Source organism: Pseudomonas syringae group sp. J248-6 (assembly GCF_032586995.1).
In the GTDB taxonomy this organism is placed as follows: Bacteria; Pseudomonadota; Gammaproteobacteria; order Pseudomonadales; family Pseudomonadaceae; genus Aquipseudomonas; species Aquipseudomonas amygdali.
This window is the reverse complement of record NZ_JAWHOP010000015.1, coordinates 102,149-125,069: the sequence shown is the minus strand read 5'-3', so window position 1 is coordinate 125,069 and position 22,921 is coordinate 102,149. Positions and strand designations below refer to the sequence as shown.

The following is a 22,921-nucleotide window of genomic DNA, read 5'->3' as shown; positions in this document are numbered from 1 at the left end:
TCGGACCGGGGCCTGCATGTCTTTCGATCTCCGCACGCGCCTCGACGCCCGTCGCGCCGAACATCTTTACCGCCAGCGCCCCTTGCTGCAAAGCCCGCAAGGCCCGCAGGTGGTTGTCGACGGTCAGCCATTGCTGGCGTTCTGCAACAACGATTACATGGGCCTGGCTAACCATCCTGAAGTGATCGCCGCCTGGCAGGCGGGAGCCGAGCGCTGGGGCGTGGGTGGCGGGGCGTCGCATCTGGTGATCGGCCACAGCACGCCGCACCACGAACTGGAAGAAGCGCTGGCCGAGCTGACCGGTCGTCCTCGTGCCCTGTTGTTCTCCAATGGCTACATGGCCAACCTCGGCGCGGTGACAGCCTTGGTGGGGCAGGGCGATACAGTTCTGGAAGACCGCCTCAATCATGCCTCGCTGCTGGATGCCGGTCTGCTCAGCGGCGCACGGTTCTCGCGCTATCTGCACAACGATGTGACCAGCCTGACAAGCCGCCTGGAGAAATCCGTGGGCGATACGCTGGTGGTCACTGACGGCGTGTTCAGCATGGATGGCGACATCGCTGACTTGCCTGCGCTGGCGCAGGCTGCGAAGGCCAAGGGTGCCTGGCTAATGGTGGATGACGCCCACGGCTTCGGGCCGCTGGGTGCAAACGGTGCCGGAATCGTCGAGCACTTCGGCCTGAGCATGGAGGATGTGCCGGTACTGGTCGGCACCCTCGGTAAATCGTTCGGCACCTCTGGAGCATTCGTGGCCGGCAGTGAAGAGTTGATCGAAACCTTGATCCAGTTCGCCCGGCCCTACATTTACACCACCAGCCAGCCACCTGCGCTGGCCTGCGCGACCTTGAAAAGCCTGCAATTGCTGCGTAACGAACATTGGCGTCGCGAGCATCTGGCGAGCCTGATCCAGCAGTTTCGTCAGGGTGCCGAGCAGATCGGCCTGCAATTGATGGACAGCTTTACGCCGATCCAGCCAATCATGATCGGCGATGCCGGACGGGCTCTGCGTCTGTCGCAGTTGCTACGTGAGCGTGGCTTGCTGGTGACGGCGATTCGTCCGCCGACCGTGCCTGCGGGCAGTGCCCGATTGCGCGTAACGTTGTCTGCCGCGCACAGCGAGGCCGACGTACAGCTATTATTAGAGGCTCTGGAGCAGTGCTACCCGCTGCTGGATGCAAGTGAATCCATGGAGCCCGTCCATGCGTGATCGTTTGATTCTACTGCCGGGCTGGGGCTTGGGCGTTTCGCCGCTGGAGCCGCTTGCCGCCGCGTTGCGCGGGCTTGACGAGCATTTGCGGGTCGAAATCGAGCCGTTGCCGGACATCGACAGCTGCGACCTGCCTGACTGGCTCGACGAACTGGATGCCAACCTGCCGGATAACGTCTGGCTGGGCGGCTGGTCGCTGGGCGGCATGCTTGCCGCCGAGCTGGCAGCACGGCGTGGCGAAGGTTGCTGCGGGCTGCTGACCCTGGCCAGTAATGCCTGTTTCGTCACCCAGGGCGCGTGGCCGAATGCGATGCCCGCGCAGGATTTCGATGCGTTTCTGGCCGGCTGTTCTGCTGACCCTGATGCGACCCTCAAGCGTTTCAGCCTGTTATGCACGCAAGGCGCAGAAGACTCACGCGGTCTCGCCCGGTTGCTCAAGGCTGGCGCGCCGCACGGCTCCAAAACCGCTTTGGTCGATGGCCTGAAGATACTCCAGCAACTCGATACACGTGGCGCGCTGCAAACCTATCGCGGCCCGCAACTGCACCTGTTTGCCGGACTCGATGCATTCGTGCCGGCTGAAGCAGCAAGTGATCTGCTGGCCTTGTTGCCGGATGTCGAGGTCGGTCTGATCGAACAGGCCAGCCATGCATTCCTTGTGGAAAACCCCCACGGAGTAGCCGCTGCGATTCACGCCTTTCTGCACGAGTTGGACAATGACTGATCTTTCTATGCCCAAACCGCCCTCTGTCCTGCCGGACAAACGACAGGTCGCCGCGTCTTTTTCCCGGGCCGCGGGCAGCTATGACAGTGTGGCCGAACTACAGCGCAGCGTCGGCAGCGAGCTGCTGTCGCGTCTGCCTGCGCAGTTCAGTCCGGTTCGCTGGCTGGATCTGGGGAGCGGCACTGGCTATTTCAGCCGGGCACTGGATCAGTTTTTCAGTGGCAGCGAAGGCATCGCGCTGGATATCGCCGAAGGCATGTTGCGGCATGCGCAGCCATTGGGCGGTGCACAGCACTTTGTGGCAGGTGATGCCGAGCACCTGCCACTGCGTGATCAGAGTTGTGGGCTGATTTTCTCCAGCCTCGCTGTGCAGTGGTGTGCGGATTTCGCCGCGGTGCTCCGTGAGGCTCACCGGGTATTGCAGCCAGGCGGTGTGTTTGCCTTCGCCAGCCTGTGCGTCGGCACGTTGTACGAGTTGCGCGACAGCTGGCAGGCAGTCGACGGCCAGGTGCATGTGAACCGCTTTCGTCACGAAGATGATTATCGGCAGTTGTGCGCCGTCAGCGGTTTACAGGTGCGCAGCCTGGACGTGTGCCCACAGGTGCTGCATTACCCCGATGTGCGCAGCCTGACGCATGAGCTGAAAGCGCTCGGGGCGCACAACCTCAACCCCGGGAGACCCAGCGGCCTGACCGGACGCGAGCGGATCAAGGGCATGGTTCAGGCCTACGAAGCTTTCCGTCAGGAAGCCGGTCTGCCCGCTACCTATCAAGTGGTGTACGCGGTGCTTGAAAAAGCCTGACGGCTCCACGTTATAAGGAAGATTACCGAGATGAGCGCTGCCTATTTCATCACCGGAACCGACACCGACGCTGGCAAGACCACGGTAGCTGCCGGTTTGCTGCATGCCGCCCGCTTGAAGGGCTTGAGCACCGCCGCGGGCAAGCCTGTGGCGTCCGGCTGCGTGGTGACTACACAGGGGCTGCGCAATTCCGACGCGCTGGCCTTGCAGGCCGAGTGCTCTGTCGAGCTGGATTACGATGAAGTCAATCCATTGGCTTTCGAACCGGCCATTGCGCCGCATCTGGCCGCGCGCGAGGCAGGTGTCGTATTGACGGTCGACTCGTTGCTGCATTCGATGCGGCATATTCTGGATAAACAGGCTGACTTTACCTTGATCGAAGGCGCTGGCGGCTGGCGCGTGCCCTTGGCCGGGCAGAGCAACCTGTCCGATCTGGCCATTGCGCTGGATCTGCCGATCATCCTGGTGGTGGGCGTGCGTCTGGGCTGTATCAATCATGCGCTGCTGACTGCCGAAGCCATCGCCCGGGACGGTCTGCACCTGGCAGGCTGGGTGGCCAACGTCATAGACGCAAACACCTCGCGGCTTGAGGAAAACCTCGCCACGTTGCTCGAGCGTCTGCCTGCACCTTGTCTTGGACGAGTGCCCCGATTGAGCGAGGCAAGCGCCGAAAATGTGGCGCAATACCTTGAATTGGGACAACTGCGCTGACAGCGTTGCTATCTTGCTGACAGGCAACATTGTTTTGGTTTTTTCAAGAGTCAGGCTATCATGCGGCCTAGTGCCATTAGTCTATTTGTCGAGTATTTCTGCGCAAATGCTGGTTCAATGACACGTGTTCGTTTTTTGAACTGAGGATCGGCTTATGCAAATCACCATGAACAACACCCTCTACCCGGGCCTGAGCGCTATGCAGGTCGGGCAAGGTCGTGTGGATCAGGCGGCCACCCAGATCGCCAGCTCCAACATCGAAGTGTCGGGCAGAAGTCAGTCTTCCGACTTTCAGCTCGAAAACCTGCGTTCCGTCGACCGCAGCCAGCGTTCTGACCTGTCTGCCAATATTGTCGAGCTCAACGCCGGCAAGACTCAGGTCGAAGCCGGGGTTGCGGTTCAAAAGGCCAGCGACGAAGCGCTTGGCACTCTGATCGACACTTACGCTTAACATCCTGTGTTCTAAAGCTTCGTGTAACGCCAACGCCGTGCCACACCTGCACGGCGTCGTTTGCTGAATTGCCCGCCATCACCCTCCTGTATCGCCCCGTAACACTCCCAGCCCTCGACTAAACTTGCGCTTACGTTTTTCCTGCGCCTGATGCCTTTGCCTGCGCGGTCTGTGGAGCAGCGTGGACGAATGGTGCGCGCTTCGCTATTGACAAGGTTTAGGCGTAAACGTATGTTTCAAACACCTGTTTGACCGCAAGGCATACGAGATTGTCTGGTGCTTGAGGCTATGCTTTCAGCGACCGCCCGGTCATTCGTTCCAGGATTCATCAGCAGAGGTTTATCGCTATGCCTGACTACAAGGCCCCCTTGCGTGATATTCGTTTCGTCCGTGATGAGCTGCTCGGTTATGAAGCGCACTATCAAAGTCTGCCAGCCTGTCATGACGCCACCCCGGACATGGTCGACGCCATTCTCGAAGAGGGTGCCAAGTTCTGCGAGCAGGTTCTGGCACCGCTGAACCGGGTGGGCGATACCGAGGGCTGCACCTGGAGCGAGTCGGGCGTGAAGACACCGACCGGTTTCAAGCAGGCTTACAAGCAATTTGTCGAGGGCGGCTGGCCGAGTCTGGCGCATGACGTTGCGCATGGCGGCCAGGGCTTGCCCGAGTCGCTGGGTCTGGCAGTGAGCGAGATGGTCGGCGAAGCGAACTGGTCGTGGGGCATGTACCCTGGCCTGTCGCATGGTGCGATGAACACCATCTCCGAGCACGGCACCCCCGAGCAGCAGGACGCCTACCTGACCAAGCTGGTCTCCGGCGAATGGACCGGCACCATGTGCCTGACCGAATCTCACTGCGGTACTGACCTAGGCATGCTGCGCACCAGGGCTGAACCTCAGGCTGACGGCACCTACAAGGTTACCGGCACCAAGATTTTCATTTCCGCTGGCGAACACGACATGGCCGATAACATCGTCCACATCGTGCTGGCGCGTCTGCCGGACGCACCGGCTGGCACCAAAGGCATTTCGCTGTTCATTGTGCCCAAGTTCCTCTCGGCTGCCGATGGCAGCATCGGTGAGCGCAACGCGGTTAACTGTGGCTCCATCGAACACAAGATGGGCATCCACGGCAACGCCACCTGCGTGATGAACTTCGACGGCGCTACCGGCTACCTGATCGGCCCGCCGAACAAGGGTCTGAACTGCATGTTCACGTTCATGAACACCGCGCGTCTGGGCACTGCGCTGCAAGGTCTGGCGCATGCCGAAGTGGCCTTCCAGGGCGGCCTGCAATATGCCCGTGACCGTCTGCAGATGCGTTCGTTGACCGGCCCTAAAGCACCGGACAAGGCCGCTGACCCGATCATCGTCCATCCAGACGTGCGCCGCATGCTGCTGACCATGAAGGCTTTCGCCGAAGGCACGCGTGCCATGGTGTACTTCACGGCCAAACAGGTCGATATCGTCAAGTACAGCGAAGACCCGGAGCAAAAGAAAGCCGCCGACGCCTTGCTGGCGTTCATGACGCCGATTGCCAAGGCTTTCATGACCGAAGTGGGCTTTGAAGCCGCCAACCACGGCGTGCAGATCTACGGTGGTCACGGTTTCATTGCCGAGTGGGGCATGGAACAGAACGTTCGCGACAGCCGGATTTCGATGCTGTACGAAGGCACCACTGGCATTCAGGCTCTCGACCTGCTGGGCCGTAAAGTGCTGATGACTCAGGGCGAAGCGCTCAAGGGCTTCACCAAGATCGTCCACAAGTTCTGCCAGGGCAATGAGGGTAACGAAGCGGTGCAGGAGTTCGTGACGCCGTTGGCCGCGCTGAACAAGGAGTGGGGCGACCTGACCCTGAAAGTCGGCATGGCGGCCATGAAGGATCGCGAAGAAGTCGGCGCCGCTTCGGTGGATTACATCATGTTCTCCGGTTATGCCTGCCTGGCGTACTTCTGGGCCGACATGGCGCGTCTTGCGGCCGAGAAGCTGGCTGCCGGGACATCGGACGAGGCGTTCTACCGCGCCAAGATCCAGACCGCGCGCTTCTACTTCCAGCGCATCCTGCCGCGCACTCGCACGCACGTTGCCGCGATCCTGTCGGGCGCTGCCAACCTGATGGACATGAAAGAGGAAGACTTCGGCCTGGCTTACTAAGCCTCGCTGCGGTCATGAAAACCGCCTGATCGCTGATCAGGCGGTTTTTTTATGGGTGCGTTTTGGCTCATTGTTAACACCAATCCCAACAAGACTTTGGGGAGCGCTGACACCCCGATAATGCTCTTTCCCACGCTCCATGTGGTCATGCATTTCGTGACGCTCTGCGTCACATCACAGCCATGGCGCATCACTCAATCCAGCCCGGGATACAGGCAGCACCAACGCCCGCGACTTCCGCAATAAACATTTTCCAACTCCTGCCGTTACAGAAAGTAGCTCGTTTAGTGATCCTGCCGATGCATTGTTCGCTGGCGGAGGGCACAATGCCATCAGACCAGCCATTCATTCAGATGCCGGGTAGGAGATAACCCCTTTTGTTGCGTCCATCAGCTGCGCGATTGAGTCATTTTTTGCCCTCACTGGGTCTGCTGGTGGCGGGGCTTGCGGCTGCGTACGTAAAGGACCTGAACGTCTTCTTCACATCGCTTTTCAATGTGCTGCCCACGCTGGTCCTGTTGTTGGGCGGTGCGTATTGCTGTGTTTACCGGCGTCAGCGCGAGCTGTTTCTGATGCTCACGGTGTATATCGCCTACTACCTGCTGGATACCCAGACCGACTTTTACCGTGATAACGGCAAGGTCCGTGAGGATGCAGCGGTGATTTTCCACCTGGTCTGCCTGCTGCTGCCGGTGCTGTTCGGGCTGTATGCCGCGTGGGAAGAGCGTACGCATCTGTTTCAGGACATGGTCGCGCGGCTCGCGGTATTGGTGGCAGTAGGCAGTGTGGCGCTGGGTCTTGAACAGAGTTATCCGGTCGAATTGCAAGTCTGGCTGGCCGATATCCGCTGGCCTGCGCTGCACGGTGCCTGGATGAGTCTGATTCAGCTGTCCTATGCCATGTTCCTGGTGTCATTCGGGGTGTTGATCTGGCAATACCTGGAAAAACCGCGACCGCTGCACGCCGCGCAGATTGTTGGCCTGCTGGGGTTGTTCTGGGCACTGCCGAAAACCTTCATCCTGCCGTTCACGCTGAATATTCTCTGCAGTCAGGTAATGCTGATGATTGCCGCCGCCGTGGCTCACGAGGCGTATCAGATGGCCTTCCGGGATGAACTGACCGGACTGCCCGGTCGCCGGGCGCTCAATGAGCGCATGCAGCGTCTGGGACGCAACTACGTGCTGGCGATGAGCGACGTCGATCACTTCAAGAAATTCAACGACACCCACGGCCACGATGTGGGCGATCAGGTGCTGCGTCTGGTGGCCAGCAAACTGTCGAAAATCACCAACGGTGGCGGCAAGGCGTATCGCTACGGGGGCGAAGAATTCGCCATCGTGTTTGCCGCCAAGACCATTGATGAATGCATGCCGCATCTGGAAGCCATCCGCGAGACCATCGCCAATTACGAGATTCAGCTGCGCAACAAGGACAGTCGTCCTCAGGATGATCAGCAAGGCCGACAACGCCGCGGTGGAGCGCAGGCAGGCAGCGTGTCGGTGACTGTCAGTATCGGCGTTGCCGAACGCCAGCCGGAGCATCGCACGCCGGAAGAGGTGCTCAAGAGTGCTGACCAGGCGCTGTATGCGGCCAAGGGGGCCGGGCGCAACTGCGTGGTCGCTTACGGGCAGTTGAACCGGCGCGGTGCTGTTCGTACGACCGAAGCGGCCACCTGAGGCAATCCTGCTATTTCTCGTGACCTGCCGTGACTATTCGGTCATGACACGACCCTATGTCTCTGAAATGTTGTTCGGGTAGACTCGTGAAACTCGACTGCTGATCTGCGTCTGTGCATGCATCGATCAGCCTCCAACAGAATTTCGCTCCGTGTTCACGAGGTTTGCCATGGCTGACTACAAAGCGCCACTGCGCGATATGCGCTTCGTCCTCAATGAAGTCTTCGAGGTTTCAAAGCTCTGGGCTCAACTGCCCGAGCTGGCCGAAACAGTCGACGCTGAAACGGTCGAAGCCATTCTCGAAGAAGCCGGTAAAGTGACCAGCAAGACCATTGCGCCGCTGAGCCGTAACGGTGACGAGGAGGGCTGCCACTGGAAGGACACCGTCGTCACCACACCTGCAGGTTTCCCCGAGGCCTATAAGACCTACGCTGAGGGCGGCTGGGTCGGTGTAGGCGGCAATCCCGAGTTTGGCGGCATGGGCATGCCCAAGGTAGTGTCGGCCCAGGTCGAAGAGATGCTCAACTCTGCCAGCCTGGCGTTCGGTCTGTACGCGATGCTCACGTCCGGCGCCTGCGTATCGATAGACACCCACGCCAGCGAAGCGCTCAAGACCAAATTTCTGCCCAATATGTATTCAGGCGTCTGGGCCGGTTCGATGTGCCTGACCGAGGCCCACGCAGGTACTGACCTGGGCATCATTCGCACCCGGGCCGAACCGCAGGCTGACGGTGCCTACAAGATCACCGGCAGCAAGATTTTCATCACCGGCGGCGAACACGACCTGACCGAAAACATCATTCATCTGGTCTTGGCCAAGCTGCCGGATGCACCGCCTGGGCCGAAAGGCATTTCGCTGTTTCTGGTGCCCAAGTTCATGGTCGGCGACGACGGCAGCCTTGGCGAGCGCAATACCGTCAGCTGTGGCTCGATCGAGCACAAGATGGGCATCCAGGCGTCTGCAACGTGTGTGATGAACTTCGACGCCGCCACTGGTTACCTGATCGGCGAACCGAACAAAGGGCTGGCGGCGATGTTCACGATGATGAACTACGAGCGCCTCGGCGTCGGTATCCAGGGCCTGGCCTCTGGCGTGCGCTCTTATCAGGCCGCCGTCGAGTATGCGCAGGACCGTCTACAGAGCCGTGCCCCGACCGGTGCGCAGAACAAGGACAAGGCTGCTGACCCGATCATCGTCCACCCCGACGTGCGTCGCATGCTCCTGACCATGAAGGCGTTCAACGAAGGCGGTCGGGCGTTTTCCAGCTACGTAGCCCTGCAACTGGATATCGCCAAGTTCAGCGAAGACGATATCGCGCGCAAGCGTGCCGATGATCTGGTGGCGCTGTTGACCCCGGTCGCCAAGGCGTTCCTGAGTGATATCGGTCTGGAAACCACCGTGCATGGCCAGCAGGTTTTCGGCGGTCACGGTTACATCCGCGAGTGGGGCCAGGAACAACTGGTACGTGACGTGCGCATCACGCAGATCTACGAGGGCACCAACGGCATTCAGGCGCTGGACCTGGTGGGGCGCAAAATCGTCGGTTCGAACGGCGCGTTCTATCAGTTGTTTTCGGATGAAGTGCGCCAGTTCATCAATGGCGCAGATGGCGCACTCAACGAGTTCACCCAGCCGCTGGCAAAAGCCTTGAACATGCTGGATGAGCTGACTGGCTGGGTGCTGGACCGCTCGCGCGGCAACCCCAATGAAATCGGCGCTGCATCCGTGGAGTATCTGCATCTGTTTGGTTACACCGCTTACGCCTACATGTGGGCGATGATGGCCAAGGCAGCGCTCGGTAAAGAGCAGCAGGAGGAGTTCTATGCGAGCAAGCTGGGCACCGCACGCTTCTACTTCGCGCGCCTGCTGCCACGTATCCACTCGCTGGATGCTTCGGTGCGTGCTGGCAGCGAATCGCTGTTCCTGCTGGAGGCGTCACAATTCTGACTTGAAAAAGTCGTGTAAGCATTAACTTACACGACGTAGTGCACATTGGCCTCTTCCCAAAAAAGGGATCCAAAGTTAATCTTCACCCATGGACGTAGCGCAGGACGCGCAACAAGACATAACAGGGACACGTAGGGAAGCCTGCCAGGACGGTGGGGTGAAAGGGAAATCAGGGAAACAGTCTGGAAAGCCCCGCTTAGGCGGGGTTTTCTTTGTCTGCGTTTTAACGATTCGGTTTTTCCTGCCCGCAGAATTCTGTCTTGCGCATGCACTACCCATGCGTGTGGCAGTCATCTCCCGAGAAAGAATAATGGCGTCGTGCCAGAGCCGGTTGAACCCTCACCGACGGCAAGGGTCGATTAGCTGTATGGCCAATCAGAGCCAATTCAATCAGGAGCTTTCCATGGACATCATTCGTATCATTTTCGCCATTCTGCTGCCACCGGTAGGCGTGTTCATGCAAGTAGGCTTTGCTGGCGCTTTTTGGCTGAATATCCTGCTGACCCTGCTGGGTTACATCCCGGGAATCATCCACGCGATCTACATCATCGTCTCGCGTAAGTAAGACCTTGTCGCACTCGTTGATCGTTCCCTGCTGCGGGAACGATCACACGGCTTGATCAGGCATCAAGCACATCCCGATAAAAACGCCATTCCTTCTCCAGAGCATCTGCCAGGTTACTCGCTTTGCGGAATCCATGATGCTCGTCTGCGTAGAAGTGCGCTTCAGTCTTGATACCGTTGTCTTGCAGGGCTTTGAGCATGGCCCGGGTCTGTTCGGGCACTACCACGGCATCCAGCTCGCCTTGAAAGAAAATCACCGGCACCTTGATTCTGTCTGCGTGCAGCAGCGGCGTTCGGTCCTGGTAGCGCTCGATGTCCTTGTCTGGGTCGCCGATCAGCCAGTCCAGATAATCGCCCTCGAATTTATGCGTGGCCCTGGCCAGCGCCACCGGGTCGCTGACACCATACAGACTGGCCCCTGCACGAAACACATCCTTGAAGGCCAATGCACAAAGCGTGGTGTAACCGCCTGCGCTGCCGCCGCGAATGAAGGCCTGTCCTTGGTCAATCAGGCCACGCCCCGCCAGATGCGTGACAACCGCACAGGCGTCTTCCACGTCCGCCACGCCCCATGTCAGGTGCAGGCCTTGCCGGTAGACGCGACCGTAGCCGCTGCTGCCGCGATAATTGAGGTCTGCCACGGCGAAGCCGCGGTGTGTCCAGTATTGAATACGCGGGTCCAGCACCGGGTAGCAGGCGGAAGTCGGGCCGCCGTGGATGAACACCACCAGTGGCGGCTTTTGCGCGCCGGTCATGGCCGGGTAGAAATAGCCGTAGGCCTCCGCTCCACCGCTGGGATAACGCAGCGGCTGAGGGCGGCTGATCAGTTCGGGCGGCAGCGGCGAGCCTCCCCCGGCAAGCACCTGCACACCGGCGTCATGGCGAGAAATAGCCAGTACGGCAGATGTGCTCACCGCGGATGCCGCGATGCAATACACGAACTCTTCGTCAATGGCGAGGCTGCGAAAGCGGCTGTAACCAACGCTGAAATCCTCGACGCTGCCGTCAGCCTGACAAAGCCCCAGAACACTGGAGCCGTCTTCGATCCAGCTCGCCAGATAGCCATCGTTGATCGGCAGCCAGGTGCAGCTGCCCAGTTGCCAAGGCGCGGAAGCGTGATCGGCCGGGCTGGCGGGCAGCGGCGCAAACCCTGAAGGCGATTCACCCCACGGCTGCCAGAAGCCCGCGCGGTCAGTCAGGCAATACAGCCGCCCGTGGGCATCGAAGCGCGGTTGTTGCAGTGACTCTTGCGCGCCGTCGCCTGCAACACACTGCGCAGTGCCCCAGTGGCCGTCGTCTTGTCTCGCTGCACACATCAACCTGGTGCTGGTCCACGGCTGATGCGGGCGTTGCCATTCGATCCAGGCCAAGCGTTTGCCGTCGGCGCTGATTATCGGCGCTGCGTAGAAGTCAGCACCTTCTGCCAGCAATCGGCGCTGCCCGTCAGCCAGATCGATAGCGACCAGCCGATGGGTATTGTGGTCTTCTTCAACGGCGAGAATCTGACCACCGCTGAAGAACAGGCCGCCATAACGCTTGTCGCCCTCCGTCAGCGCAACCGGCGCGCTGGGGTCCAGCGCCTGACGGTACAATTGCTGGTCGCGCTCATTGACGAACACTAGCGCGTCGTCGGCCAGACAGAACGAACCACCGCCGTATTCATACACCCGGCTGCGAACGCTGAAGCCTTGTGGCGTCAGGCAGCGCTTGCTGTTCGCGTACCAGTGCCAGATACGACAGGCACCGTCTTCGGGTCGGTATTCGTTCCAGAACAGGCCTGCCGAACTGACGTCCAGTTCGGCGAAGTCGACGCCTGCGGCAACCGCTTGTGCGGCGCTCAGGCGTTCAGGAGGATTTTGCGATGAGTCGTGAGTTTCGGTCATTGCGAAAGGCCAGCTCTTCAATGGTTTGAGTAGCGGTTTCGGACTCGTCACGAGCCTGAGTGATGATCCCGTGATGGTAGGACTTGCTGCACACCGGGTCGGCATTGGCGGCGTCGCCGGTCAGCATGAAGGCCTGGCAGCGACAACCGCCGAAGTCCTTTTCCTTCTCGTCACACGAACGGCACGGCTCGGGCATCCAGTCGTAACCGCGAAAGCGATTGAAGCCGAACGAGTCGTACCAGATGTGCTGCATGCTGTGGTCGCGCACGTTGGGGAACTGGATCGGCATCTGCCGTGCGCCGTGGCAGGGCAGTGCGGTGCCATCTGGTGTCACGGTCAGGAAGATATTGCCCCAGCCGTTCATGCACGCCTTGGGACGCTCTTCGTAATAATCAGGCGTGACGAAAATCAGCTTGCACGGATGATTCTCTGCCTCCAGACGGGCGCGGTATTCGTTGGTAACGGCTTCGGCGCGGACCAGTTGATCTTTGGTCGGCAGCAGGCCGAGGCGATTCAGGTGCGCCCAGCCATAGAACTGACAGGTGGCCAGTTCGACGAAGTCCGCTTCAAGCGCCAGACACAGCTCGATGATCTTGTCGATCCGGTCGATGTTGTGCCGATGGGTGACGAAATTCAGCACCATCGGATAGCCGTGCTTTTTCACCGCGCGGGCCATTTCCAGCTTTTGCGCGAAGGCTTTTTTCGAGCCGGCGAGCATGTTGTTGACCTGCTCGTCGCTGGCCTGAAAGCTGATCTGGATGTGGTCCAGGCCCGCTTCCTTGAAGGCGACGATCTTCTCTTCGGTAAGGCCGATGCCCGAGGTGATCAGGTTGGTGTAGAAACCCAGACGCTGCGCCTCGGCGATCAACTCGGCAAGGTCCTGGCGCACCAGCGGTTCGCCGCCTGAAAAGCCGATCTGCGCCGCGCCCATCTCCCGCGCTTCCTGCATGACCTTGAACCACTGCTCGGTGGTCAGTTCCTGGCCCTGTTTGGCGAAGTCCAGCGGGTTGGAACAATACGGGCACTGCAACGGGCAGCGATAGGTCAGCTCGGCGAGCAGCCACAGGGGCAGCCCGACCTCGGGAGTGGGCGGTATGTACGGGGTGTTGGTGACGGGGGCCAGGTCAGACAAGATCGATCCAGTTTTTCTTTTTGGCGCCTTCCATGAACTCGTCTACGTCCATGCCCAGTTCGGGAACATTGGGGAACTGCTGCTGAAGCTCATGAATGATGGCGGTGATGGTGCGCTTGCCATCGATCAGCCCGCCAATCAGGGCAGCGCTATCATTGAGTTTGATCATGCCCTCAGGGTAAAGCACCACATGCGCCTTTTGCGCAGGCTCGTACTGAAAGCGATAGCCTTGATGCCATTTGGGTGTCAACGCTCGGAACTGCGGATCGTGCTTCATAGCGTAATCCCCTTATGCCAGACCTTTTGGTCTGTAACGCTGTGATACGGCGGGCGGTTCAACTCGTAGGCCATGGACATCGCATCGAGCATGCTCCACAGGATATCGAGCTTGAACTGCAGGATTTCCAGCATGCGCTGCTGGCCTTCATATGTAGTGTAGTGCTGTAACGTGATGGCGAGGCCGTGTTCCACGTCGCGTCGGGCCTGGCCCAGGCGAGTGCGGAAATACTCGTAGCCTGCCGGGTCGATCCATGGGTAATGCTGCGGCCAGCTGTCCAGGCGCGATTGGTGGATCTGCGGCGCGAACAGTTCGGTCAGCGAGCTGCTGGCCGCTTCCTGCCAGTTGGCGCGGCGGGCGAAGTTCACGTAGGCGTCGACGGCAAAACGCACGCTTGGCAGCACCAGTTCCTGAGAGCGCAGTTGGTCCGGGTCGAGCCCGACGGCCTGGCCGAGGCGCAGCCAGGCTTCGATGCCGCCGTCTTCGCCGGGCGCACCGTCATGGTCAAGCAAGCGCTGAATCCACTCGCGACGGATTTCGCGATCAGGGCAGTTGGCCAGAATCGCCGCGTCCTTGAGCGGAATGTTCACCTGATAGTAGAAACGGTTGGCGACCCAGCCCTGAATCTGCTCGCGGGTTGCACGACCCTCGTACATCGCCACATGGTACGGGTGATAGATGTGGTAATAGGCACCCTTGGCGCGCAAGGCCTGTTCGAATTCAGTGGGGGACAGCGCAATCGCTTCGCTCATGTCAGCTCCTAAAGCTCGATGCTCATGCCATCGAAGGCCACTTCGACGTTGCGACGAACCAGCTCCGCACGTTCCGGGGAGTCTTCGTCGAGAATCGGGTTGGTGTTGTTGATGTGGATAAGCACCTTGCGCTGCTCGGGAAAGCCTTCGAGGACTTCCAGCATGCCACCGGGGCCGTTCTGTGCCAGATGGCCCATTTCCCGGCCGGTACGCGTGCCCACGCCACGGCGCTGCATTTCGTCGTCGTCCCACATTGTGCCGTCGACCAGCAGGCAGTCGGCGTCACGCATTTTCTCGGCCAGTGCTTCATCGACCTTGCCCAGGCCCGGGGCATAGAACAGCTTGCCGCCAGTGCGGGTGTCTTCGACCAGCAGGCCGATGTTGTCGCCCGGGTGCGGGTCGAAACGGTGCGGCGAATATGGTGGTGCGGCGCTGCGCAGCGGAAAGGGCGTGAAGCGCAGGTTCGGGCAGGCGGGGATCACGAAGCTGCCCTGTAACTCGATGCGGTTCCAGGTCAGGCCGCCGTTCCAGTGCTTGAGCATTTCGAACAACGGGAAGCCGGTGCTCAGGTCTTCATGGACCATGTCGGTACACCAGACCTGGTGCGGGCAGCCTTCGCGCAGGCTGAGCAAACCGGTGGTGTGGTCGATCTGGCTGTCCATCAGCACAATGGCGCTGATGCCGGTGTCGCGCAATGCGCGCCCCGGCTGCATCGGCGCAAAGCCCTGCAGTTGCGCACGGATATCCGGTGAGGCGTTGCACAGCACCCAGTTTATGCCGTCGTCGGACAGCGCAATGGACGACTGGGTCCGCGCATGGGCACGCAGGCTGCCGTCGCGAAAACCTGCGCAATTGACGCAGTTGCAGTTCCACTGGGGGAATCCACCGCCAGCAGCAGAACCTAGAATCTGGATGTACATGACAGCTCCTGGCACACGTTCTGAAATAAAAAACAGCCACAACCATAAAAAAAGCCCCGGCGAACCGAGGCTTCACAGCACACTGAAATCAACGGCTTGCGAAGTACATGGTGACTTCAAAACCGATACGCAGATCAGTGTAAGCAGGTTTAGTCCACGACATAAAAATCTCCTCGGATAAGTGCTGCGGTTGGTGACTACATCTTAGTGCATCGCTGAAGGCATACGTTCAGATAGTTAGGGAGCTATGTTACTCAATTTAACAATTGTGCAGGACTGGAATCTGCAGGAAAGACCATTACCGTTCAGGTAAGGATAGCGGGATGGCCGCGCTGGCAGGGCGATTGGCCACGATCAGCCAGCCGCCAGTGGCATTGGTCAGCTGCTCCGTAGCAGTGAGTAACGAGTGTGTATCCAGATTTGACAGAGCACATTGTAACGCCTGCGAGTGGCTACCCTGATGCCCGGCAAGATGCGCTTGCCACTGCATGTCTGCCTGCTGCTGGTCCGGCATGCTCGACGGCTCGAATTGGGCTGAAAGGGCTTTTATCTGCTCAGATACATCCGCGTCGCGAACCCGCTCGGGCAAGCTGCCGATGAACGCCTCAATGTGCTGAAAAAGCTGCGCTGCGTCGCAGGAGGGCGATTGAACGCCAAACAGTAGCCCGGTTCTTCCGTTGATCTGCCTGATGCCACTGAACACGGCGTAACCCAACTGCAGCTCGACCCGCAGCCGCTGGTAGAAGGGCGCTTGTGACACGTGCGCGAGCAGCCGCCAGGCAGCTTCATCTGCAACGGAGGCCGTAGGGGCCGGGCAAAACACCAGCACCGCGTCTTCCGACGAGGAAGATGCTTCAGTCGCCCAGCGTTTGCCTGGGCGAGTGGCGGGCAGCGTTGGCGAGTCTGGTTGCCGAACGCCCGGTGCTGCATTCAATGTGGCCTCTATCAGGGGCTGACTGGCAGCACACAAGCCACTGGCGAAGCTGATCCAGCGCGAAGCCGCCCATACATTCGGCAGATCGCCAACCGTCAGTTGCGGTTCGCTGCTCAGGTAATGATCGGCAAGCTGTTTGAGCAACTGACGAATCTGAATCAACTCAGGCTCGTCGCCTGCCAGCGATGCGGGCTCAGGGTGCTGCAAGCGATGCAGGGCGTGTTCGATAACCGCAACCATCGGCTCGCGCAGGCCGTTCAGTTGAAGCTGCCAATAAGGCCCGTAAGCACTGAACGTCAGGGCCACACCAGCCTGACGTGCGTCTTCGATCAATGGCTTGAGCCCTGCATCGAGCATACGCCAGAGGGTTGGCTGCGGGGAAGGCAGTTCCCAGCGCAGATAAAACGCGGCTTCATCGCTGTTGGTGAATGCCGTATCGAGAAACGGATTCGGCGCTGGCAAACGCCAATTGACCTGCTCAATGCTGTGGGTATCGGCGAGTGCGGAACTGACCAGCGCGTCGGGCGTGAACTGTTCAAGCAGCGCGCGCAATGCCTCTTGGCCTTGCTCGCTTAACTGCGCAGGCGTCTCGCGACAGTAATGATGTGCCAGAGCCAACGCACCGAGCATGTGCAGGCGGCGTTGTTCGAGGCGTTGATATTGCTCGACCAGCACCGGCCAGTGAGCCTTGAAAAAATCGAGCCAGCTGAAAAACAGGCTGTTGAGGGTGAGAGTGTTCGCGAGGGCATCTTTCAATTCGATATCCAGCAAGAGCTGCCCGCCGAACTGGTACAGCGGTGCGGCTTTCAGGGAGCTGGCACAGCCCCTGTCGACCAGCTCGGCAATCAGTCCGCCCGGCTGAGCTGCATTAAGCCAGTGACAGAAGAACGCCACCGCTTCGTCAGACTTTTCCGGCAAGTCCTCAAAGGCAAACAGCAGGTGGTTTTGCTCGTCAGCCTTTGGTCGATTGGCAATCAGCGGTGGAGGCGGTTGCTGTATGACCTTCACATCACTGGCGAACATTGCGCCATGGTTGATTGCCAGCGTTTCCAGCTCGGCGATTGGTAGCGGCCCACTCAGGCACAGGGTCATCTGTCCGGCCTGATAGAAGCATCGATAAAAGTCCTGCAACGCTTGCTGAAAAGCTGGGTTGGGCACTGACAAGCTGTAACGATTACCCGCATGAAAGCCGCGCAGTGGATGCAGTGGATTGATCGGTGCCAGCCGGCGCGCCTGATCGCGTGCTGCGCTATCGCCGACCCAGGCGATGAACTCGGCGTGCAGCACTTCGCGCTCGCGCAGTTGGTCGGCCATGGTCAGGCGCGGCCGGGCAAGCATGTCGCACAGTCGCTCCAGCCCTTGGGCAAAGACCGCCTGCGGCAGCTCAAAGAAGAAGTCAGTGGTGCGTTCGCGTGTGCTGGCATTGACCTGACCGCCATGGCGCTGCACGAACGTCATCAGGTTTTCGCTGGCAGGGAAACGCTCGGTGCCGAGGAACAATAGATGCTCCAGAAAATGCGCCAGCCCCGGCCAGGCCCGCGGCGCATCATGGCTGCCCGCCGCGACGCGCAATGAGGCCGCGCAGCGCTTGAGGCGCGGCTCATGACACAGCACCACATTCAGGCCGTTGGCCAGCGTGAGGCGTTTGATGTCAGAGGAAGGCGGGGCAGGCATGGGGTGTCCACGGCAGCAGGGAATGCAAAGCGTCATGCTAGCGGATAACCGGCGAAGTTCGCGAGCATGGCTGAACCAAGGCAGGACGCGGAGCTTCCAGAACTGCATGCCGACGCGGAGCGTCGCACGATAGTCGAGATCGTCACTCCAGTGTAGGAGCGCCGAGCGTGACGCCTCGGGATCAAGTCAGCGACGTATACAGCCCCGGCCGACGATCAACGAAATAGTCGTTCACCGTCCTGGCCTGGGCCAGCAATGCCCTGTCCAGCGTCCCCACCAGCAAGCCTTCGTCCTGACCTGCCAGCAGTGGGCGGCTGCCGTCCGGTGCGCAAAGGCTGCTTAGCCCGCAGTAACGAATCTCGCCTTCGCTGCCGCAATAGTTGGCGTACACCACATAGCAGTGGTTCTCGAACGCTCGCGCCCGTACGGTCACTTCACAGACAAAGTCGTAAGGCAGCATGTTCGCGGTCGGCACCAGTATCAGCTCGGCCCCTGCCAGCGCGAGCCGACGGGTGTTTTCAGGAAACTCCACGTCGTAGCAAATCAACATGCCCAGACGCCAGCCGTTCAATTCGACCACCGGGTAATGATCCTCGCCTGCTGCGAACATCGACCTGTCCAGCTCACTGAACAGATGGGTCTTGCGGTAGTTGCACAGACGTGTGCCCTGGCTGTCGATCAACTGCACGGCGTTGTAGATCTGCTGATCAGGCCTGCGCTCCGGGTAGCCATACAGAATCGCAATGCCGCTGGCTTGCGCGATGGCGGCAATGCGTGTCGCCGCTGAACCGTCCTGCGCTTGCGCCAGCTCACTGACCGCCTGTGCACCGATGTTGTAGCCAGTCAGGAACATTTCCGGGCAGATGAGCAGCTGTGCCCCTTGCTCTGCGGCAGCCTGGGCCTGTTGTTCCAGACGCGTCAGGTTGCCGCTGACATCCAGCGGCAACGGCGAGCATTGATACAGCGCAATGCGCATGGGAGCTTCCTTCTGTCAGTCGCCCAGTGCAATCGGGCCGATTTCATGGAACACGTCACCGGGGCCTGGGTTCTCGGCGTGAGTCTTGCCACCGAAGTGGTTCATGATGCCCCACACGGCGTTGAGCGAAGTCTGCACTGCGCCTTCAACCCAGGCCGGTGTCCAGGATACATCGTCACCGGCGATGAACATGCCGCGCTGTTCGCTGGGCATGTCCTGCTGCATGAAGTGCGCATACATGCGCTGGTTGTAGCGATAATGGCCCGGCAGCGCACCCTTGAAGGCGCCCAGAAAGTGCGGGTCGGCTTCCCAGGAAACGGTGATCGGGTCGCCGATGATACGCGCCGCGATGTCCACTTTCGGATAGATCTTCTTCAGCGCATCAAGCGCCAGCTTCACACGCTTCTCGATAGGCTGCGGCAGCATCTTCAGCGCATCGCTCATCCACGAGTAAGACAGGCAGATCACGCCCGGCTTGTCGTCACCGTTATCGAACAGGTACGTGCCACGGGTCAGGCGATCGGTGAGGGTCATGCTCATCAGATCGCGACCGGTTTCCGGGTCCTTGTCTTTCCAGAACGGACGGTCGACCATCACGAAAGTCTTCGAGGATTGCATGTAGCGGGTGCGGTCCAGGGCCATCCACATTTTTTGCGAGAACAACGATTCTTCGCATTCGATCTGCGTGGTCAGCAGCCAGCTCTGGCAGGTGGTCAGCACGGCTGCGTATTGCCGGGTGTCGCCCCAGTTGTCAGTCACGGAAAAGCTTCCGTCCTCGGCCCGAGCAATACGTTTTACGCCAGGACGCGGTGCGCCACGGTGCAGCGAAGACAGGCTGGTGCCCTTGGGCCAGTGCGCGCAACGCTCGGGCACGTGGCTCCACAAACCGACCGGCACCTGCTGCACGCCGCCGACGATCAGGTGCTGGTGCTCATCGCAATTGGTCATCACCACGCGGAAGATTTCCAGCATCGAGTTGGGGAAATCCGAGTCCCAGCCGCCGGTGCCGAAGCCTACCTGACCGAACACCTCGCGATGATAGAAAGACAGTTTGGCGAAGGCCTTGGACGTCGCGACGAAATCGTAGAAGGTGCGGTCGTCCCACAGCGGCACCAGCTTGTTCCACAGCTCTTTGAGGCGCGGCACATCACGGTCACGGATAGCCTGCTGGATGTCACCGAACTGCGAGCCGCTTTCCAGTGCGTCGGCCCAGGCGTCGGCCACTTCCTGAAACAGCGCCGGCAGATCCGAGAGCATTTGTGCGTAATAGGTGGTGCCTTCCAGGTCTATGACGGTGCTGCCGGAAGCGGCGGTCAGCGGGTTAGGAAAGGGCCTGGACTCAAGGCCCAGTTTGTCGACGTAATGAAAGAATGCGGTCGATGACACCGGAAAACGCATGCCGCCCAGTTCGGCAACGATGCCTTTGGCACCTTCAAACTCTTGCGAACGCAACCGCCCACCCATCTTGGAGGCTTCGTACACCACTGGTTTGAGGCCCATCTTCATCAGCTCGTAGGCCGCCACCAGCCCGGCGATACCAGCACCGATAATCGCCACTTCCGCGCCATGATTTTCAGCCGGGATACTGCCCAGGCCTTTCGGGTGTTCGATCCAGTCATCGAAGGCGAAGGGGAAGTCGGGGCCGAACATGGTGATCGGCTTTTTGCCGTTGGCAGGGTGACGGTTGTTCTTCATGACGGACCTTGATGGGCAACGGCGAAAAACAACAGTCTAGAGAAGGGTGAACACGTAAATAAGACGCAAAGTGTCGTCGTTATGCTGTTTGTTTGTGCTAAATGACGAACCTGCCGGCCATTTCGTATGGTTGCGTCTGACTACTGCTTGCTCATACCGGTTGCCCGCGGTCGATCTTGCTGCTGAGGATGATCGATGTGGTGGTTTTCTCCACGCCATCCACGCTGCCGATCAGGTCCAGCAACTGGTCCAGTTGCTCCGGAGAATCCGTGCGCAGCCACGCGACATAATCGAACTCGCCACTGACCGCACATAACTGCTGCACCTGCGCCATGGCGCCGAGTCGGCGTAGCACTTCCTTGCCCGAACGGGGTTGCACGGTGATGCCGACATACGCCTGCAATCCGCCACTGACCACTCGCTGGCCAAGGCGCACGCCATAGCCGGTAATCACCTTGCTGCTTTCCAGGCGTGCCAGCCGGGAGGTAACGGTGGTGCGGGCGATGCCCAGTTGACGGGCGAGCATGGCGACGCTTTCGCGTGCATTGATTTGCAGCGCTGCGATCAACTGGCGATCAATTTCGTCCAGCACGGGCGGGCGGGTATCGGGCACGGGTATTTCCTTAAAACTTCCAGCGTTTGGCGGTCTTGGCCAGACGTGCCTGCAGGCCATCCAGGTTCTGTGCCAGTTGCTGAGTCATCAAGTGATAGCCCATCAACTCGGCTGGAATGACCGGCTGCGCGGGAGCGCTTTCTGATGTGCGTACCAGACGCTCGGTTGCGCCGGTTTGCAGCGCGCGAGCCATGCCGATCAACTGACGACGGATCTGCCGGTAATCGTTATCCAGCGAAGTCTTCAACGACTCGCCCGCCACTTTATCCAGATCGGCGGGGCGAATATTGGCAAGAATTTCCAGGGTGCTCAGGCACATGCGGAAATGGCCTTGAATGGCGTCCAGTTCGACCATGGACATCTTCACTTCCTTGGAAACCGACGGCAGCAGTGAGCGCAATTGCAGCATCGTGGCGTTGAGCCTGGCGGTCAGCTTGAGATGCTCGTCTGCGGTGACCGGCTGGCCTTGCACGATGCGTCCATAGACCTTGGCGCAATCACGCAAGCCACTGGCCAGGTTGTAGCGCCAGGAAAACACGGCATACAGCGGCAGGGCGAAGGAGAAGGCCAGCGCCAGCGCGATACCGATCAAAATATCTACTGTGCGCCACAACCCGTCACTGATCGGGTTGTAGCCATGACCAGCCACGATAAACAGCGTTATCGCCGACAGCAACGCGGTGTAACCGCCTTTGCCGATAGCGTGATAGGCAAAAAAACCGCACAGCACCGACATCATTGCGTAGGTCAGCAGCGGCATCTCCAGATAGCCCTGCTGAACCACCACGATCAGGCCAAGACCAGCCCCAATCAACGTTCCGTAGGCGCGCTCGACTGACTTTTTGCCGATATTGCCGTGGTGCTGCAAACCGCCGATGACGATCAGCATCGTCACCGACGCCCACTCGCCATGGGGCAGATTGAGGCCCGTGGTCAACAGAATCGTTACCAGCAAGCCCACCGCAATTCGCGCCGCGTGGATCAGCCGCGCATGCCGATAACGGCGATACGGGTCCAGCAGCGGACGCAGAACAGGGCGAAGCCAGGAGGGTATGAAAGCAGAGCGCGAATTCGTCATGCGTTAAGAGACCGCGAGGGTAGGGAAGAGATTCCCTGATTGGATGATGGCAGGTCTCAGTAAGCCACATTTTGAGAGGAGATGGGTGGGGTATGTTGGCGATCAGTGAACATGGCATCGTGGATTCAAGCGGTAGGAGCGACGCCCTGAATGCAGTAAGGATGACATCCGGTACTTTTTAAGATGCCTCTATATGAGACTTTATAGTCATTAATGTGTACTTTCGTGATCTATTATCTACAGGTTTAAGACTGCAAACGTGCTACTTTGTGATTCGTTGAACCCCCGCGCCTGCTCGCTGGTAACTGCTCATGAAAGCTTTTTTCCCTGTTCAATGCACCGACACGCTGTTGCGGATTGCCCTGCTGGTAAAGCAGGCCCGCCTACAACAGGGCGTCCGCCAGGTAGATCTTGCCGAGCGGCTGGGCATTTCGCTGCGTACATTTCGACGCATCGAAGCGGGCAGTGCAGACGGCGTATCGCTGCGCGACTTCATGCTGGTGGTCTGGGGGCTGGGTGTGTCAGAGCGCTTGTTTCAGGGGCTGCGAGACGACGAGTCGTTTAGCGTCGAACAGCTTGAAGCCGCCGACCGCAAGCGCGTTCGTCTGCCCAGAAGCAAGCCGGAGGACTTCTGATGGCTCAGGCCTACATTTATATGGAGTATATGGAGTGTCCTGTGTGCAGAGTTGGACGCTACGGTCGATGCTACCAGTGCCGCGCGCTTGAAGGGCCAGTAGCCCCCTCAGATTCT

Annotated in this window: 21 protein-coding genes; 10 read left to right on the top strand and 11 right to left on the bottom strand. The window is 59.7% G+C overall.

What is annotated here, in order from left to right:
- Positions 1–16: 16 nt before the first annotated feature.
- The 9 genes from bioF to RYC17_RS19100 all read left to right on the top strand — a co-directional run bounded on the left by bioF (position 17) and on the right by RYC17_RS19100 (position 10,237).
- On the top strand, positions 17–1,207 hold the full coding sequence (gene bioF, locus RYC17_RS19140; protein WP_058401019.1) for an 8-amino-7-oxononanoate synthase: 1,191 nt from the start codon (positions 17–19) through the stop codon (positions 1,205–1,207).
- Positions 1,200–1,931 (top strand): alpha/beta fold hydrolase, encoded by a 732-nt coding sequence (locus tag RYC17_RS19135; protein WP_316904123.1) that lies wholly within the window; start codon positions 1,200–1,202, stop codon positions 1,929–1,931. Before bioF ends, RYC17_RS19135 begins: the two co-directional genes overlap by 8 nt.
- A complete protein-coding gene (gene bioC / locus RYC17_RS19130) occupies positions 1,924–2,733 on the top strand; it encodes a malonyl-ACP O-methyltransferase BioC (RefSeq protein WP_316904122.1) in 810 nt (269 codons plus the stop codon). The genes RYC17_RS19135 and bioC overlap by 8 nt, the downstream gene beginning before the upstream one ends.
- Before the next feature lie 30 nt (positions 2,734–2,763).
- Entirely contained in the window at positions 2,764–3,444 is a 681-nt protein-coding gene (bioD, locus tag RYC17_RS19125) for a dethiobiotin synthase (protein ID WP_316904120.1), read from the top strand.
- Between the two features lie 154 nt (positions 3,445–3,598).
- Positions 3,599–3,895: a hypothetical protein gene (locus RYC17_RS19120; protein WP_054985662.1), complete on the top strand. Its 297-nt coding sequence runs from the start codon at positions 3,599–3,601 to the stop codon at positions 3,893–3,895.
- A 347-nt stretch (positions 3,896–4,242) separates the two neighbouring features.
- Positions 4,243–6,048, top strand: coding sequence for a phenylacyl-CoA dehydrogenase (locus RYC17_RS19115; RefSeq protein WP_002555568.1), 1,806 nt, complete (start codon positions 4,243–4,245; stop codon positions 6,046–6,048).
- A 377-nt stretch (positions 6,049–6,425) separates the two neighbouring features.
- Positions 6,426–7,724 (top strand): sensor domain-containing diguanylate cyclase, encoded by a 1,299-nt coding sequence (locus RYC17_RS19110; protein ID WP_031596853.1) that lies wholly within the window; start codon positions 6,426–6,428, stop codon positions 7,722–7,724.
- Between the two features lie 169 nt (positions 7,725–7,893).
- Positions 7,894–9,672: an acyl-CoA dehydrogenase C-terminal domain-containing protein gene (locus RYC17_RS19105; RefSeq protein ID WP_316904113.1), complete on the top strand. Its 1,779-nt coding sequence runs from the start codon at positions 7,894–7,896 to the stop codon at positions 9,670–9,672.
- Positions 9,673–10,075: 403 nt separating this feature from the next.
- Complete coding sequence (locus RYC17_RS19100; RefSeq protein ID WP_002555565.1) at positions 10,076–10,237, top strand: YqaE/Pmp3 family membrane protein; 162 nt, start codon at positions 10,076–10,078, stop codon at positions 10,235–10,237.
- 55 nt (positions 10,238–10,292) lie between these two features.
- On the opposite strand, the gene RYC17_RS19095 is transcribed toward RYC17_RS19100, so the two are convergent.
- From RYC17_RS19095 to RYC17_RS19045, 11 genes are all read right to left on the bottom strand, one after another.
- Positions 10,293–12,119, bottom strand: coding sequence for a S9 family peptidase (locus RYC17_RS19095; RefSeq protein ID WP_316904111.1), 1,827 nt, complete (start codon positions 12,117–12,119; stop codon positions 10,293–10,295).
- Positions 12,082–13,251, bottom strand: a complete 1,170-nt coding sequence (pqqE, locus tag RYC17_RS19090) for a pyrroloquinoline quinone biosynthesis protein PqqE (RefSeq protein ID WP_316904109.1) — start codon at positions 13,249–13,251, stop codon at positions 12,082–12,084. The genes RYC17_RS19095 and pqqE overlap by 38 nt, the downstream gene beginning before the upstream one ends.
- Positions 13,244–13,528, bottom strand: coding sequence for a pyrroloquinoline quinone biosynthesis peptide chaperone PqqD (pqqD, locus tag RYC17_RS19085; protein WP_002555562.1), 285 nt, complete (start codon positions 13,526–13,528; stop codon positions 13,244–13,246). Before pqqD ends, pqqE begins: the two co-directional genes overlap by 8 nt.
- Positions 13,525–14,280 carry a pyrroloquinoline-quinone synthase PqqC gene (pqqC, locus tag RYC17_RS19080; protein ID WP_316904107.1) on the bottom strand — a complete coding sequence of 252 codons (756 nt, stop codon included), beginning with the start codon at positions 14,278–14,280 and terminating at the stop codon, positions 13,525–13,527. The genes pqqD and pqqC overlap by 4 nt, the downstream gene beginning before the upstream one ends.
- 8 nt (positions 14,281–14,288) lie before the next feature.
- Positions 14,289–15,200 (bottom strand): pyrroloquinoline quinone biosynthesis protein PqqB, encoded by a 912-nt coding sequence (gene pqqB / locus RYC17_RS19075; protein ID WP_003411817.1) that lies wholly within the window; start codon positions 15,198–15,200, stop codon positions 14,289–14,291.
- A gap of 88 nt (positions 15,201–15,288) precedes the next feature.
- Positions 15,289–15,363 (bottom strand): pyrroloquinoline quinone precursor peptide PqqA, encoded by a 75-nt coding sequence (pqqA, locus tag RYC17_RS19070; RefSeq protein ID WP_003422658.1) that lies wholly within the window; start codon positions 15,361–15,363, stop codon positions 15,289–15,291.
- 135 nt (positions 15,364–15,498) lie between these two features.
- Positions 15,499–17,808 (bottom strand): pyrroloquinoline quinone biosynthesis protein PqqF, encoded by a 2,310-nt coding sequence (pqqF, locus tag RYC17_RS19065; RefSeq protein ID WP_316904104.1) that lies wholly within the window; start codon positions 17,806–17,808, stop codon positions 15,499–15,501.
- Positions 17,809–17,989: 181 nt separating this feature from the next.
- Positions 17,990–18,784 (bottom strand): carbon-nitrogen hydrolase family protein, encoded by a 795-nt coding sequence (locus RYC17_RS19060; RefSeq protein WP_316904103.1) that lies wholly within the window; start codon positions 18,782–18,784, stop codon positions 17,990–17,992.
- A gap of 15 nt (positions 18,785–18,799) precedes the next feature.
- Positions 18,800–20,479, bottom strand: coding sequence for a flavin monoamine oxidase family protein (locus RYC17_RS19055; protein WP_005735082.1), 1,680 nt, complete (start codon positions 20,477–20,479; stop codon positions 18,800–18,802).
- 151 nt (positions 20,480–20,630) lie between these two features.
- Positions 20,631–21,092: an Lrp/AsnC family transcriptional regulator gene (locus tag RYC17_RS19050; protein WP_316904101.1), complete on the bottom strand. Its 462-nt coding sequence runs from the start codon at positions 21,090–21,092 to the stop codon at positions 20,631–20,633.
- Positions 21,093–21,102: 10 nt separating this feature from the next.
- Positions 21,103–22,170, bottom strand: coding sequence for an FUSC family protein (locus RYC17_RS19045; RefSeq protein ID WP_058401007.1), 1,068 nt, complete (start codon positions 22,168–22,170; stop codon positions 21,103–21,105).
- A gap of 311 nt (positions 22,171–22,481) precedes the next feature.
- On the opposite strand from RYC17_RS19045, the gene RYC17_RS19040 reads away from it, so the two are divergent.
- Positions 22,482–22,805, top strand: coding sequence for a helix-turn-helix domain-containing protein (locus RYC17_RS19040; RefSeq protein WP_193601240.1), 324 nt, complete (start codon positions 22,482–22,484; stop codon positions 22,803–22,805).
- Positions 22,806–22,921: the final 116 nt, after the last annotated feature.

What these genes read in the sequence shown, in the direction of transcription:
- pqqC (WP_316904107.1), bottom strand. Translation starts at nt 14,280, where the DNA reads ATGAGCGAAGCGATTGCGCTGTCCCCCACTGAATTCGAACAGGCCTTG.
- RYC17_RS19100 (WP_002555565.1), top strand. Translation starts at nt 10,076, where the DNA reads ATGGACATCATTCGTATCATTTTCGCCATTCTGCTGCCACCGGTAGGC.
- RYC17_RS19105 (WP_316904113.1), top strand. Translation starts at nt 7,894, where the DNA reads ATGGCTGACTACAAAGCGCCACTGCGCGATATGCGCTTCGTCCTCAAT.
- RYC17_RS19120 (WP_054985662.1), top strand. Translation starts at nt 3,599, where the DNA reads ATGCAAATCACCATGAACAACACCCTCTACCCGGGCCTGAGCGCTATG.
- RYC17_RS19040 (WP_193601240.1), top strand. Translation starts at nt 22,482, where the DNA reads ATGAAAGCTTTTTTCCCTGTTCAATGCACCGACACGCTGTTGCGGATT.
- pqqF (WP_316904104.1), bottom strand. Translation starts at nt 17,808, where the DNA reads ATGCCTGCCCCGCCTTCCTCTGACATCAAACGCCTCACGCTGGCCAAC.
- RYC17_RS19060 (WP_316904103.1), bottom strand. Translation starts at nt 18,784, where the DNA reads ATGCGCATTGCGCTGTATCAATGCTCGCCGTTGCCGCTGGATGTCAGC.
- RYC17_RS19095 (WP_316904111.1), bottom strand. Translation starts at nt 12,119, where the DNA reads ATGACCGAAACTCACGACTCATCGCAAAATCCTCCTGAACGCCTGAGC.
- RYC17_RS19045 (WP_058401007.1), bottom strand. Translation starts at nt 22,170, where the DNA reads ATGACGAATTCGCGCTCTGCTTTCATACCCTCCTGGCTTCGCCCTGTT.
- bioF (WP_058401019.1), top strand. Translation starts at nt 17, where the DNA reads ATGTCTTTCGATCTCCGCACGCGCCTCGACGCCCGTCGCGCCGAACAT.
- bioC (WP_316904122.1), top strand. Translation starts at nt 1,924, where the DNA reads ATGACTGATCTTTCTATGCCCAAACCGCCCTCTGTCCTGCCGGACAAA.
- RYC17_RS19115 (WP_002555568.1), top strand. Translation starts at nt 4,243, where the DNA reads ATGCCTGACTACAAGGCCCCCTTGCGTGATATTCGTTTCGTCCGTGAT.
- pqqB (WP_003411817.1), bottom strand. Translation starts at nt 15,200, where the DNA reads ATGTACATCCAGATTCTAGGTTCTGCTGCTGGCGGTGGATTCCCCCAG.
- bioD (WP_316904120.1), top strand. Translation starts at nt 2,764, where the DNA reads ATGAGCGCTGCCTATTTCATCACCGGAACCGACACCGACGCTGGCAAG.
- pqqD (WP_002555562.1), bottom strand. Translation starts at nt 13,528, where the DNA reads ATGAAGCACGATCCGCAGTTCCGAGCGTTGACACCCAAATGGCATCAA.
- RYC17_RS19135 (WP_316904123.1), top strand. Translation starts at nt 1,200, where the DNA reads ATGCGTGATCGTTTGATTCTACTGCCGGGCTGGGGCTTGGGCGTTTCG.
- RYC17_RS19055 (WP_005735082.1), bottom strand. Translation starts at nt 20,479, where the DNA reads ATGAAGAACAACCGTCACCCTGCCAACGGCAAAAAGCCGATCACCATG.